11 protein-coding genes and 1 pseudogene are annotated in these 14,799 nt (G+C 47.4%); all 12 read left to right on the top strand.

The features are described from left to right. Positions 1–6: 6 nt before the first annotated feature. The 12 genes and pseudogenes from NB069_RS22535 to tssA all read left to right on the top strand — a co-directional run bounded on the left by NB069_RS22535 (position 7) and on the right by tssA (position 14,793). Positions 7–3,102, top strand: a complete 3,096-nt coding sequence (locus tag NB069_RS22535; RefSeq protein ID WP_350223394.1) for a glycoside hydrolase family protein — start codon at positions 7–9, stop codon at positions 3,100–3,102. Between the two features lie 26 nt (positions 3,103–3,128). Beyond that, positions 3,129–3,965: a hypothetical protein gene (locus tag NB069_RS12410; protein WP_250583957.1), complete on the top strand. Its 837-nt coding sequence runs from the start codon at positions 3,129–3,131 to the stop codon at positions 3,963–3,965. Positions 3,966–4,177: 212 nt separating this feature from the next. Continuing rightward, positions 4,178–5,752: pseudogene (locus tag NB069_RS12405) on the top strand (glycoside hydrolase family 19 protein); the annotation flags it as partial. Between the two features lie 33 nt (positions 5,753–5,785). Next, positions 5,786–6,226: a hypothetical protein gene (locus NB069_RS12400; RefSeq protein ID WP_250583955.1), complete on the top strand. Its 441-nt coding sequence runs from the start codon at positions 5,786–5,788 to the stop codon at positions 6,224–6,226. A gap of 23 nt (positions 6,227–6,249) precedes the next feature. Continuing rightward, complete coding sequence (locus NB069_RS12395) at positions 6,250–6,750, top strand: hypothetical protein (protein WP_250583953.1); 501 nt, start codon at positions 6,250–6,252, stop codon at positions 6,748–6,750. Between the two features lie 13 nt (positions 6,751–6,763). Continuing rightward, positions 6,764–7,213, top strand: a complete 450-nt coding sequence (locus NB069_RS12390; protein ID WP_250583951.1) for a hypothetical protein — start codon at positions 6,764–6,766, stop codon at positions 7,211–7,213. Beyond that, positions 7,200–7,601: a hypothetical protein gene (locus NB069_RS12385; RefSeq protein WP_250583949.1), complete on the top strand. Its 402-nt coding sequence runs from the start codon at positions 7,200–7,202 to the stop codon at positions 7,599–7,601. Before NB069_RS12390 ends, NB069_RS12385 begins: the two co-directional genes overlap by 14 nt. A 33-nt stretch (positions 7,602–7,634) precedes the next feature. Next, positions 7,635–8,159, top strand: a complete 525-nt coding sequence (locus NB069_RS12380; protein WP_250583947.1) for a hypothetical protein — start codon at positions 7,635–7,637, stop codon at positions 8,157–8,159. A 106-nt stretch (positions 8,160–8,265) separates the two neighbouring features. Beyond that, entirely contained in the window at positions 8,266–8,529 is a 264-nt protein-coding gene (locus tag NB069_RS12375) for a PAAR domain-containing protein (RefSeq protein ID WP_072036722.1), read from the top strand. 2 nt (positions 8,530–8,531) lie between these two features. Then, the gene (locus NB069_RS12370; protein WP_250583945.1) at positions 8,532–9,740 is read left to right on the top strand and encodes a hypothetical protein; all 1,209 of its coding nucleotides are present in this window, start codon (positions 8,532–8,534) and stop codon (positions 9,738–9,740) included. After that, positions 9,733–13,104: an ImcF-related family protein gene (locus tag NB069_RS12365; protein WP_250583944.1), complete on the top strand. Its 3,372-nt coding sequence runs from the start codon at positions 9,733–9,735 to the stop codon at positions 13,102–13,104. Before NB069_RS12370 ends, NB069_RS12365 begins: the two co-directional genes overlap by 8 nt. A gap of 81 nt (positions 13,105–13,185) precedes the next feature. After that, a complete protein-coding gene (tssA, locus tag NB069_RS12360) occupies positions 13,186–14,793 on the top strand; it encodes a type VI secretion system protein TssA (protein ID WP_250583942.1) in 1,608 nt (535 codons plus the stop codon). Positions 14,794–14,799: the final 6 nt, after the last annotated feature.

Here is a 14,799-nt window from a genome sequence, read left to right as displayed (position 1 = left end):
TGATTTATGACAGCAACGTTACCCAAAATCAGTTACCCCGTACCGTCAAACAAAAATGGTCATGCCTTTACCACTGTGGAAGAGCTGTTATCGACGGTCGGAGGAGAAAGCTCCGGACTGTATCTGGTGGGAAGTCAGGGGATGTGGCATGGCGGTATCCATATTACTGATGCCACCATTCCATGGTGCGCCCTGAGTACTGACAGCACGGCAGAGAATGAATATTGTCGGGAACCGTATAAAGGGGAGCAATTTATTCGTTGTATGGCGGATGGTGAAATAGTTGCCTGGCGGATATGCAAGGATTACGAGAGTGCCGCGATTGAATGGCGCGGTGAAAAACTGTTCCTTTCGACCTCTTTTGTGCTGGTGAAACATTATATCCAGCCGGGTGATACAGAAGAGAGCGGACTGACATTTTTCACTCTGTATATGAATCTGGCGCCTTATGCTGCTTATAAACAACAGGGAAATCTATCGGACAGAAAAGTGGCAAAGATCCAGCGCTATTACACCAGTGCGGAAGATTTGCATGCAGGCCGCGCAGCCGGAAAACTGAATAAAGGCACGGTTGTCACGCTGGGTGACAACATTGTGACCCGAAGTAGTGACAGACGTCAGTTCACTGAAGTGACCATTACCCGTGAGACGAAAAATGCAGTAGGGGACACACTTGCAGCAGGCACCAGAGTCTGGACTGTATCTGACCAGGGTTCACTGAAAGCGGTGGCGTCAGCGCCCATTCCATCCTGGTGGGCAAAATGCTCACCTTCTTATAGTACCCGGCAAGAAGGTGTGGTGAACTGCACCTCGCGTACTGACTGGTCATACTATCTGAGCCGTGACGATGTACTGCAATATAAAAATGCAGGCAACCTGGTGGCAGGTTTCCCGCTTTCTTACGAACCCGGTAACACTTTGCAGCAGGTTACCCGTCCGGGTAAGAATGATGGCGATGCTGCAAGAACCTTCAGTCTGGTAACCCTGGGGCAAGATAAGGATAATCTCAAGCATAGCCCGAAGAAGGGCGACCGGGTATGGGTGGTGTCAGACGGCGACAGTCTGACGTCGGTTGCACCGGCAGCATCCGGTAGTGAACCCGTTTTTAATGATGTGTATGTACCTTCAGCGCCTGTACCGGTCAATGCCGGAGACAGTCTCGGGCATATGGGTTTTTATCAGCTACCGGAAGAAAACGGGAAACGCTCGCGCTACCAGGTACACATAGAGTGCCTGAGCATGGATGATATGGAGAAGTTCATCACTAATCCCGGACATGCGGAAGAGGATGCGCCTGTTTATCTGACCTGGAAAACCGATACACCGTTGTTTGAAAAGGGTGAGCGGGGAATGGTTGCGGGCAGTCGTAAAACAAGGGCCGCGGGTATTCTGACACTGGCAAAAGTCCCTGGCGCTGATGCTGAGGGGAAGACGCTGACCAGTAATAGGGATGCGGCATATTATCAGATACGGCCTGAAGGTGGCTGGCTGGCCGCAGCCAGTGTTCAGAAAGTGTCGCAGTATGCGCTTGGTGAGCTTGGCTTTGTTACGCTGGATAAGACACCAGAGAGTTTTGACCTGATTGATGGGATAAAACAACCGAATAACGTGGTGAAGGGTATTCTGGAGCAGTTGTATAAAGCAGCACAGGAGGAATCCCGGACCACTCACGCGCTGAACAAGTATAACTATAAACGCCTGCTGGAGTTGATAGACAGTAACCAGGACGGACATTACTCGGAGCAGGAGTATCTTCAGGCGGTTCATAATGTGTCGTATCGCGACCATCTGTACCGTGTGATAGCGAAGCACGCCAGTGAATGGTATTACGGCAAGGATGACTCGCTCTGGAAGAACTACCTGGATACATTAACCACGGACGCACCGTTATGGAAAACGTACCTGGAAGCGTTTCTGGATAAGATGACATGGATGAAGGCAGTGTCGGAAAAGGGTGTGGTACTGGGGCCGGATCCGTGGCATATGCATCCGGTAGTGTTTTTAGATGCTGTCTCAAACGATCAGAAATTGATTATATTTCCGCTTAAAGTCAAACCGAAGAATGATATTAATGGAGTCTGGAAAAATTATTACTGGGCTGCATTTTTAAGTGACAGCAATGCCTCTCAGGCCATATTTGGTCGAAATCGAAGCGGAGGGAGTCGTAAACATGCTGCTCGTGATTTATATACCGAACCTTCGACAGAAATTGTTGCTGTTTGTAACGGAACAGTCAAAAGCATTACAGCTTATTATATGGGGACATCACAAATAACAATCGAGCATAAAACGAATGATAACAGACGTTTTTTTGCACGTTATGGAGAGGTTGATCCTAATAGTATTACTGTTAATGTAGGAGATAAAGTGAGTCAAGGTAGTATAATAGCTAAAACAGGTTTAATGATTTCTCCAGAAACAAACAAGCATCCCTGCATTATAGCGGGGCAGACCGTTTATATGCTACATTTTGAATACTATCCTGGAAATGAGTCTGAATCGCCTCCAAACAATACATCAAATCTCCCTTACAGACGACGAAGTGACTTACGTGATCCGTTGGAAATATTGCGCGAAGGTTACGAGAACACTTTCAGTGAAAATGTCAAAAATAGAAACCGGGTTGATATAAACCAGTTACAGGTTTCAGATGAAGGAAAAGCGTTTATCAAAGGATGGGAGTCATTTAAGTCAAAACCTTATAATGATTCAGAGGGCTATTGCACCATTGGTTATGGTCACTTAATTGCAAGGCGCAAGTGTGAGGATATCGTTCTGTCAGACGAATTCAAAGACGGCATCACGCGTGCCCGCGCTGATGAACTTTTTGAAGAAAGACTGCCCACATATGTAAATGAACTTAAGAGTTCAGTAATGGTGAATCTCTATCAGTACGAGTTTGATGCGTTGGTAAGCCTTTTGTTCAATCTCGGTTCATTACGCAAAGCACCTTTACTCAAATCGAAACTTAATAGCGGAGATTATGCTGGTGCAGCGGACGAATTTCTCGATATTACCAATGACGGTAAAACTGGCCTGGTGACGCGCCGGAGGAAAGAGTGGGATTTATTCAATAATAATGTTTATGATTCTTCTCATTGACAGAATGTAAAACAAGGAATGCTATTGTGAATAAAAAGCTATTATGGATTTACATCCTCTTTGTTTTATCATTTACCGCTAGCATCCAGGTGAGTGAGGCAAAAGATGTATGGGTTTTTGATAAAGTCTCCAGTTCTACTGTCTTAGGAATGACGGATGCGGACAGGGTTCGCAATCTGACAACGCAGTTTCGACAGGTCGAGATCGTCACTGATTCAAACATTCTCACCATTCAGAATTCCCTACTGGAAAAAGGAAATATCTGCTCTATCGACTTCGTCAGAATAAACAAAACATTGCTTTCTTATTTTTACTCTAAAGCTACGGTGGCAATGTATAAGGCACTATTTTCACAGGAAGAAATGCCTCTGACGGATGATGTTGTTGTCCTGACATCTCTCAGGCCTGGTGAAGAATGTCCCGAACCGTACAGTGAACTCATAGAAGCTAACGGGAATTTGTTTTTCTCCGAACAAGACTATGTGGTGTTCATGAAGAAAAAAACTGGGAATGTAACTTCGGGGAATAAAGATAAAATTGATTTTTGGCAATACTGTAAAGACGTTGCGGAAGGCGTGGCCTACGATGGAAGAAGTAAATATAGCTGTCAGTTTAGTAATAAATCTATAGCTGAAGTATATTCCAATATTCGTGCGCTCAGTCATTATCAGCATGCATTAAAGGAAAAGTTGCCGAGTAAAAATATTAAATACCCTGTTGATGGGGGATATATCATTTATCAATGGACTGATCGCAACACGCTCGAGATAATAATTGAACAAGAAAATGAGTCTGTCCGCTATTCCGTTAAGTCTAAAAATAATAGTGCTGACGTAGTAATCGAATCGGATACACAATATTAGTTGCCTTAGTCGTGTCACAAAAAACGCCTGATATCTGGTTTTATTAATAAGATAATTCGTTGTTTTTATTAATATCAATAAATACAGAGGCCATTCTCAGAGGAAGAGGGCGATGCATCTGATTAGTACAACATAAGGGTATATACTAATGATGGCAGATGGTGACATGGGCTGAAATATGCTTATCCGGATAGTGTTATGAATATACTGATGTGCCTGTCAGTGCGGGAGACAGTCTCGGGCATATGGGTTTTTATCAGCTACCAGAAGAAAATGGCAAACGCTCGCGCTACCAGGTACACATAGAGTGCCTGAGCATGGATGATATGGAGAAGTTCATCACTAATCCCGGACATGCGGAAGAGGATGCGCCTGTTTATCTGACCTGGAAAACCGATACACCGTTGTTTGAAAAGGGTGAGCGGGGAATGGTTGCGGGCAGTCGTAAAACAAGGGCCGCGGGTATTCTGACACTGGCAAAAGTCCCTGGCGCTGATGCTGAGGGGAAGACGCTGACCAGTAATAGGGATGCGGCATATTATCAGATACGGCCTGAAGGTGGCTGGCTGGCCGCAGCCAGTGTTCAGAAAGTGTCGCAGTATGCGCTTGGTGAGCTTGGCTTTGTTACGCTGGATAAGACACCAGAGAGTTTTGACCTGATTGATGGGATAAAACAACCGAATAACGTGGTGAAGGGTATTCTGGAGCAGTTGTATAAAGCAGCACAGGAGGAATCCCGGACCACTCACGCGCTGAACAAGTATAACTATAAACGCCTGCTGGAGTTGATAGACAGTAACCAGGACGGACATTACTCGGAGCAGGAGTATCTTCAGGCGGTTCATAATGTGTCGTATCGCGACCATCTGTACCGTGTGATAGCGAAGCACGCCAGTGAATGGTATTACGGCAAGGATGACTCGCTCTGGAAGAACTACCTGGATACATTAACCACGGACGCACCGTTATGGAAAACGTACCTGGAAGCGTTTCTGGATAAGATGACATGGATGAAGGCTGTGTCGGAAAAGGGCGTGATAATGGGGCCGGATCCGTGGCATATGCATCCTATTGTTTTTCTTAAGGCTGTTAGTACTAGTGATGGTGTTACTTATACTCAGTTAAAAACTATTTTCCCACAAGCTTCTGATGATAATTTAAATACAGTCGTTGTTGAACTACAAGGGAGGTTGGAGGAGTTTAAGTTAGATACCTCAACGAGATTACGACATTTCTTCTCCCAAATTAAAGGGGAAGTTGGTCCTCAAATGAAAGGAAAAACGGAAGGGTTTCAATTTTCACCAGCAACTTTAAGGTCGTTTAGCCGATATTACCGAGAACATCCAACGGAGTCAGAAACTGATGGCTATCTGAAGAATTCTGCTGGAAGAATAATTCGTCGTGCTGATGAACAAGCTATAGGCCGTAAGCATTACTTAAGATTGAATGGGAATAGACAGAGCAATCCTGATGATGGCTATAATTTTAGAGGGCTAGGGCTAATTCAAGTTACTGGATATGAAAAATATAATGGGTTTATGGAGGGGTATCATGATCATTGGCATGATGAAGCACCTGACACCGTTTCGGATCCTGAAACAATAAATACAATGCCTTATGCTATTCGAAGCGCTTTATGGTTTTGGTTGCATTACGAGGTCTATTCATTAGATCAAGGCAACGGTTATAGTGATGTTGTTGCTGTTACAAAAAGAGTAAACGGTGGGGATATGGGATTGGCAGAGCGACAAGAGGCTTATTCATTATGCGAAACGGTATTACAATGAGAAAACATAAGATGTTTTTAGCGGGGGGGGGCTTTGTTTTTTTTGTCGGCAGGCGCTTTGGCAGTTGAACAGAATGTGACTAAAATCATTACTTGCTCATTACCTGGAGAGGGAGGTAAAGAAGTTTCATTCCTCATTGATAATATTACAAAAGAAATTAATTATGGTTTTAAAAGGGATAGTAAAATAGAGTTAAAAGTTGTTTTCAACGAAGAGAATAAACTGAGACGCACCAAAGATAGCAAGATGGGTGTTACTTATTATGGCTTCAAACGCGGCAAATACAGTTATGTCATTGATGTAATCGAAGGTTCTGAAAAAAATGAATACACAATGTCGTTTGATATCAAAAAAAATGGAAAGATTATTCAATCTAGTGATTGTTTGCCGAACTCATATAGAAGTGATAGTGTTGTAAGTGATTATATAGTTGACATTCCTTATGTAAATGAGGAGGGGTTTAATTTTCCATAGGCTTATTTCTCAATTATCTTCAGGTGGTCCATAATATCTCTTACCGTGACCGCTTATACCATGTAATTGCAAAACACGCCAGTGAATGGTACTACGGCAAGGATGATCCGCTCTGGAATACATACCTGGATACGTTAACCACGGATGCACCGTTGTGGAAAACGTATCTGGAAGAGTTTCTGGATAAGATGACATGGATGAAGGCAGTGTCCGAAAAGGATGTGGCACTGGGGCCGGAACCGTGGCATATGCATCCTATAGTATTTTTGGAGGCGATGAACAGTTCATCTAAATGGTTTGACATTGAAAAATTTATTCAAAAGTATAAAGAAAAACATACTGCAGTTTTTGGGTTCTATGATCGAGGAAACAAAATAACCATCCCAGCATTGACTCAGGACTCTGAAGAGTCATTGCAAAAGCTTCTAAATGAAATGAAGAAGCAGTATTATAATTATTTTGACGATTTTAATGAAGAATTTTTCTCGTATATGCTTGCTACAAATAAGAATAGAGTCTTATGACTACAGGCAAAGGTTGTTCTTTAAACCAATCAGTGAAAATATTTCATATGGCAAGACGGAAGTCGATTATGGTTCAGGTCCAACGGCATCTAACCGACAAAGAGCTATGTTGAACCACAATACAAATATTGGTGATGGGTATAAATATCGCGGACGTGGTTTAGTTCAGTTAACATGGAAAATTTCCTATGAGAAATTTAAATCCATTACAGGTATAGACATTGTTACCAGTCCAGATCTCTGTCTTGAGATCAGCACAGCTGTTTCAATTATGATGATAGGTAGGAAAGATGGTGGTTTCAGGGCCGGGCATACATTAGATATTTATTTGGGATCAGGTAAAAAGGATTACTTTAATGCAAGGTTAATCATCAATGGCTATCGACATGGTATTCCTGATAAGGCTGATGAGTTTAAGGATTATGCTGAATTATTTGAAGTGATAATAAATGAAACAATTTAGTAATGTGTGGTGTTTTCTTTTATCAGTATGTTCCTTTTATGTACATGCAAACGCTGACTTAGATGTCACGAACTGTTCTCTAAAGGAAAGTATTTCTTGCGATGTTTTCTTGAAAATGGAACGAAATGTTGATGATGTATCTTACAAAGTTGAATTGGCAGATACTGAAAATGGGAAAAACATATTCCCTTATTTTGATATGAATGAAACAACAGAAAGTGTCTCTTTGCAAAAGTATGGAGAAAGAGATGTTTTTTCAAAAGTGTATCTTGTTAGCACCAAAGCTATAGAGTTTATTTCGTTTAAGTATCACAATAAACACCTTTCACCTGTTAACTATTATTACATTGAGAGTTCTATTGATTTTAATAACAACGTGAAGAAATAGTCTGGCAAGGAATGTGATACATCAGCAGGGAAAATGCCTGAAAAAAAAGATGGCTTACTATTACAAGTAGCTTCAGAATTATGTGTCAATCAAAATAAGTTATCATACGGCCCAAATAAATATACCGGAAATGACATCTTATTTTATCTGTCACAAATTACTGATGGTGTTGAAAAAAATCAGCTTTCTGTGATTGCTCTTGATAGTAAAGATATTGATGCTATAAATTTGAATGATATTGGCTGTTTAAGTAGTTGTGATATAGACTTTGATTCAGTTAATTATATCGGGAGGTTGAACGATAAATTTAGAATGGGTTTGCACCTCGAATATAATGATAATAATGCTTCTGGTTTTTATTTTTATGAAAAAATGAAGAAAAAAATAAATGTAACTGGTCGTCGGGACGGTGATAGGTTGACGCTGTCAGCCTCTGTCCCTGAGGGAATGGAGACGTTTGATGGTCTGTTGGAGAAAGGGCAGTTTAAAGGAGTATGGTCAAATGCAGCAGGGAATAAAAAATATCCTTTCACCTTTTATATGAAGCTAATTCAGTAAACAGGCATAACAACCCTCTGGCTGCATTGGTCAAGATTCTGAAACTACTTGAGTAATAAATATTAATTTATTCTGCCTTGTATACAATAAATTGATGGAGATATAAATGTTGCAGATTATTCGAAAAGGCGACAAAACAACTCACGGCGGTTCAGTGATGACCTGCTCTGGCACCATGATATTTGGGGGGATTGGCGTGGCGCGTAAAGGTGACAGGGTTTCCTGCCCTATACCGGGACATGGTCCGACAACTATCATAGAAGGTAACCCTGATTATCTTGATAACGGGATCCCTGTTGCTTTTCACGGTCATAAATGTGGTTGTGGCTGCACATTGATCAGTTCTTTTGCTCCTGCAAAGGTTGCCTGAGTATGCCTGTCCTGCTGGATACCATCCCTGAAAAGGCGGCGAAGGTTCCACGACCTGATACCCGCCGCTGGCTGCTGTTCCTGGCATTTGTCATGTCAGGTGGGATTGCGGTAACGCTATGGAACTGGACGACAGAACGCACTGGTTTTATTTTCTGGTTTACTGCGCTGGGATTACCTTTCTGTCTCTGGGGACTGCTTTTCTCCCTGCGCCGGTTTGCATACAAAGCAGAGCAGGTAGGGGCTGAGTCCCGGAATATGGAGCGCGAAGCGCTTATTGATCGCGAAACTCGTCGGGGTCAGCGCTGTGCCTGGATACTCGATACATGCGTTCAACACGTTTCAGGAAATAGCCCCGGTGCACTGGTGAAAGCACTTAATCATACCGTTCCAGCTTCAGAGGCCTCAACGCCACGGGGTTCCAGAACCGCTGTCAGATATGCAGCCTTAGCCGGTTTTCAGACAGATCTGGATACAGAATTCATCTCCGCGACGTCAACACTCGTCGCCCATGTACAAAAAATTACCGACACCCTGTCGAAGGATATTCCTTGCTGCCTGATGCTGGACTGTGACGACGATATCCGACCCAGACTGGAGGAGCACTTCAGAAATGAACTCACTGCCAGAACCGGGCGGGTCTTCAGACTCCTTGCGGGCAAAGGTCTGGCTGGGTTTGATGCCTGGCTGGACCAGCGCTGGAACACTCCAGGCATTCTTGCAGGAGTGACGTTTTCATTGCCAGCTCAGCCTGATGAAGGTGACGCCGATGCCATTACCCTTGTGGTGCTCAGCAACCGTAAGGCTGTTGGTTATCCTGATGCCGTATGTCTCCATCGCCCTGAAAAGGGCCAGGAAACCCGGCTTGTAAAAACGCTGGACAGGGCACTTTTATGGGCCGCAACAGCCCCTGGGACACTAAAAACTGCCTGGTATACAGGTCCGGTCCTTTCAAGCGGAAGTGGATGGAATATGGCTTGTGAAGATAATGGGGTGACATTCAGCTTGTCAAAAGACAATCATGGTATTGATCCCGCTCTGGGATATGCCAGACGCGCCGCCCCCTGGCTTGCTATTATTCTTGCCTCTGCTGCATGTAGCGATAATGGCCCGCAGGTTATCGCCGCACAACCCACCGCTGACAAGGACGACGTCTGGATCGCCGTCATCACCAAAGAAGAAGTTCGCAAGGAATCGCCTAAGAATGTCTAAGGTAAAAGTCAAAACACTCATCGGCTCCGTTGTGACTGTCGCGTTTTTTCTGACGGTCATCGTGGCTTTTCTGTTTTATGCCTTTCCGGAAAGCGTGGCCTCGGCTACCGGATTCGGTCCGTATGACGGCCAGCGCATACTCACATTCTGCGCCATGCTGGCTGCCGCGCTGTTTTTACTCGGCTGGCTGACAGAAAAGGCTTTCGACATCGCCGGTAAGTCCGGGTTGTACTTCCACTTGGGGCAGAAAAAGTCTCAGATTACCGTTCCGGTGACGAATACCATTGCCAGCGAAGAAGACGACGATGAACCGGTCTTCAGCGAAGCCGCCGTGTCCGAACACCTGCGCTTTCGCTATGGGCGTCGCTGGCAGCGTAAGGTGCGACTCCTGCTGGTGATGGGGAATCCGGACGACGTCCAGAAAGCGGCCCCGAGCCTGTGTCATGACCTCTGGCAGGAAGGCGACGGTAACGTACTGATTTATGGCGGTGATGGGCAGTCACTTCCGGATGAGATCTTCCTTTCAAAGCTGACGCGCCTGCGATCCGGCCAACCGGTTGATGGCATCATTCAGGTGATGAGTACCTCAACCCTCCCGACGGATAGTGAACGGGATGCTTTTTTGCGTTGCCACCAGAAAGCCGACCATCAGCTGGGCTGGCAAGCGCCTGTCTGGCTGTGGCTGACTGACAACGCCACCGGTGCTCAGCAGGATGCGCAAATGGTTGCTACAGGAGTCATTATCGGGCCGGAAGGCACTGTAAAAGAGGCGGATAAGGCATTGACTACGCTGTCTCAGCGCCTGCAAAAAACCGGAATGGCACAGATACTGAATAATCCAGCTGATTTCGGTCTGCTTCAGCTGTCCTCCCGTCTGCAACACGAATTGAAAGCCAGCCTGACCGTTTTGCTCGGCGGGCTGATGCAGGGATCTGCAGCCTGGCGTTTACGTGGGGCGATGTTCAGTCCAGAACTGGCTGTTGCCGGAACGGTGCCTAACACTCGTCTCGACACACCGACATGGAAAGCCGTCATTGATGACTGTGCCACGGTTCGCGCCAGAAAACTGGGTTTCGACTGGCTGAAGATTCTGCGGTTAATTTTGCTTTCCCTGATAATCCTGTGGGGGGCTGGTACACTGCTGTCCCTCATCGTTAACCGTGCCCAGATTTATCAGGCGCAGGAAACGGCAAGGCAAGCAGCGGATACCGCAAAACCCTTGGCTGAACGCCTGCACAACCAGCTCGTACTCCAGCAAGCCATTGCTCGTCTGCAACATCGTGAGGCGACCGGTGCTCCGTGGTACACCCGCTTTGGTCTTAACCAGGACAGCGACACGCTGGCCGCACTCTGGCCGCTGTATGCAAAAAATAACGCACAGTTGATGAGGGATGCCGCAGCAGATCATCTGAAGCAGCACTTGAATGCCTTTGTGCAACTACCTCCTGCCAGTGATGCCCGGATGCAGGGAACGCAACGGACCTACGATGTCCTGAAAGCTTACCTGATGATGGCCAGGCCGGACAAAGCCGATGCAGGATGGCTGGCGAAAAACGTGCTAATAACCTGGCCGAAACGCCAGAATGTGCCGGATGGTACCTGGCAGGACATAGCACCGAAACTGCTGGGCTTTTTTGCGCAAAACCTCCCGGCCCATCCGGAATGGAAAATTAAGCCTGACACTGAATTAATCGGCACGGTCCGTCAGATCTTGCTCAAGCAAATAGGTCAGCGGAACGCCGAATCTGGTCTCTATCAGGACATGCTTAAGCGTGTGGCCAGTAACTGGCCTGATTTAACGCTTGCCGATATGACCGGCGATACCGATGCTTCAACGGTATTCAGTACTGATGAAGTCGTCCCGGGAATGTTTACACGTCAGGCCTGGGAAGAGCAGGTACAGGATGCGATTAACGAGGTCGTTAAAACCCGCCGCGATGAAATTGACTGGGTCCTGACGGATAAGACGCACCAGACAGGGAGCGATATCGGCCCGGAGGCGCTGAAGGTCCGACTGACAGAACGGTATTTCACCGATTTTGGTAATGCCTGGCTGAACATGGTCAACAGCATTCAGTGGCAGGATGCGACCTCTCTTTCTGAAGCCATTGCCCAGCTCAGTCTGATTGGCGATATCCGTCAGTCTCCGCTTGTAGCCTTAATGAATACGCTGGCCTGGCAGGGGAAAACAGGGGAGAAGGGCGAGGCACTGGCTGATTCGATAGTGGATTCAGCGAAAAAACTGGTTGGTCGAAAAAAATATACCCGACAGTTCATTGAGCAGGCGCAGGGGCCGAAAGGTCCACTGGAGGACGTTTTTGGACCACTTACGGGATTTATGGAAGGTAAAGAGGGTACTGGTACCAACGGTAACCTCAGTTTCCAGTCCTGGCTGGCCCGCGTTACCCAGGTGCGGCTGAAACTTCAGCAGGTCACCAGCGCGCCGGATCCGCAGGCGATGTCCCGGATGCTGGCCCAGACCGTGTTCCAGGGTAAAGCCATCGATCTGACTGACACCCGCGATTATAGCAGTCTGGTTGCGGCAAGCCTGGGGCAGGAGTGGAACGGATTTGGTCAGTCGCTGTTTGTGCAACCACTGGATCTGGCCTGGCGGCAAGTACTTGCCCCGGCAGCAGATAGCCTAAATGCCCGCTGGCAGACAACCATTGTCGACCAATGGAATAAGGCTTTTTCGGGACGGTATCCCTTTAAAGCGACAGGTAGCGACGCCTCCTTGCCGTTACTGGCTCATTTCCTTCGTAGCGACTCAGGTCGAATCACAACCTTCCTGAAAACTAACCTTGGCGGGATCCTTCATCAGGAAGGAAACCGCTGGGTCGTTGACCCTTCCGCAAGTCAGGGTATGGTTGTCAGCCCGGATTTCCTTCGTGCGATTAACCAACTGGCAGAACTGTCAGATATCGCGTTCTCTCAGGGCGATGCAGGGGTTCACTTTGAACTGATGGCGCGTCCTTCTCGGGATGTAGCCAGAGTGCAACTTACCCTTGATGAGCAAAACCTGGATTATTTCAACCAGATGGAAAGCTGGCAGAGCTTTACCTGGCCTGGTAATACCTACTATCCAGGCGTGTCGCTCAGCTGGCGCAGTGTAAACAGCGGTATGCAGCTTTATGCCAACAACCAGGGCAACTGGGGATTCATTCGCCTGCTGGACAAGGCCCTCATTACCCCTCTTGATGCCAGCCGGACGCAACTGGTGTGGATCTCCGGCGACGGCAATCCTCTGAAGTTTGTGATGCGTAGCGAGCTTGGTGAAGGTCCGCTTGCCTTACTGAAGCTACAGGGATTTACGCTTCCCGACGCTATCTTTAACGTTGCCGGTGGTGCAGAAGAACTGCAGTGACGATGGGGAATCAGCCCATAACGACGCTTTTCTTAAAGCAGTCGGGAGTTTTATGGAAGAGACTAACAAACGGGAAAAAGAATGAGTTCATCGGAAGATCTGTTAACCGCCTGCACCACCAGCCAGGAAGAAAGGCAGCGCCTTATCACCCGGGCAATTGACGCCCTGTCGCTCTGGGATAGCTGGCTGCATCCTTTCACCACTGGGCCTGAAACCGGAGACGATCCCGCATACGACGATAATTTCCAGCTAATGCGTGAAGAGATCAATAAGCTTTCGGGTACCGATTCAGGGCTGTTGTGCGATTTGGCACAGAAGTGTCTTTACGAATGCGCCAAAGATATTCGCGTGGTGACCTGGTACGTTCAGGCGCGTCTCAGCCGCGACGGCGAAAAAGGGTTGTCCGAAGGCTTACTGCTACTCGTTGCGATGCTGACCCGCTACGGGCAGGCATGTCATCCCCATCGTCCCGCTGCCCGTAAAGCTGCGCTGGAGTGGCTGAACAGCGCAAAAGTTATTGATGCGTTGCTGTTATGGCCCGAGGTAGACAGCAATGATGCCGGTCTGACGATTGGCGCCCTAAACCTGCTTGAATCCGCCGTGGCAGAGTGGCCGGAAGCTGAGAAACCGTATTTTACAGGCCTTTGTACTGCTCTTGAAAACCGCCTTGCACGTTCAGGTGGTATGGAAACACTCGTCCCTCAGAACAGCAGCGCCTGTGAGTACGGGCGTGAATCAGCTCATGCTGATTTTCCACAACTGTCACCGGTGAAATCGGGTCGCGATTTACTCGACCAGACCAGGTTACTTTCCCGCTGGCTGAGCGAGCAGCCCCAGGGCTGGCTTGCCTCTCACCGGCTGATAAAGACTGTGCGGTGGGATACTGTGGACCAGATCCCGCCGCTCGACAATAACGGTCGCACCCGTCTGGTACCGCCGAAACCCGAGTATCGCGCTCAACTCAAGCGGCTATATCTTCAGAAAAACTGGACTGAACTCGTTGAGCAGGCCAGCCAGATGTTTTGCGAAGGCGTGAATCATTTTTGGCTCGATCTCCAGTGGTATCTGTGGCAGGGGCTCAGCCATGCCGGACAACCCTGGGATGCCTGGTCAGACTCCGTTCTTCTCGATTTGCGGCTACTACTTCGGCGTCTTCCGGGTCTTGAGGGACTGGCATGGAATGACGGCATCCCCTTCGCTGATGAAGTTACCATCGCCTGGATCGCTGAAAAAGTGAATGAAGAAGGCCTGATGTACGGCGATGAACCCGCAACCGTTGTTAATGGTCAGGCTGATGATGTGCTGCTCCTTGAGTCCGAAGCCATGGAGAAGGGAGACACGGAAGGGCCCGAAGCGGCACTGGCCTGGCTCCAGTCCCGCCCGGGAATGGATACACCACGCCATCGCTGGCTGATTCGCCTGCTAATGGCCCGGGTGGCAGAGCAGTATGGCCGAAACGATATGGCGCTTCATCTGCTTGGTGAACTTACCTCCAGAGCACCACTGCTGACGCTCGGAGACTGGGAACCGGCTCTGTTGTTTGAAGTTCAGGCTCGACGTCTGAAGCTGTTACGCATGAAAGCCGGTCGTAGCGAATCTGATAAAGCCCGTCTGATGCCTGAGATGGAGTCCTTACTTGCCGGACTTATTGCTATCGACCCTGCCCGTGCCATGGTGCTTTGTGGCTAAAGTTTT

Source organism: Leclercia adecarboxylata, assembly GCF_023639785.1.
Lineage (GTDB): Bacteria > Pseudomonadota > Gammaproteobacteria > Enterobacterales > Enterobacteriaceae > Enterobacter > Enterobacter adecarboxylatus_D.
Note: the sequence above shows the minus strand (reverse complement) of the source record. Positions and strands in the feature narration are given on the sequence as shown.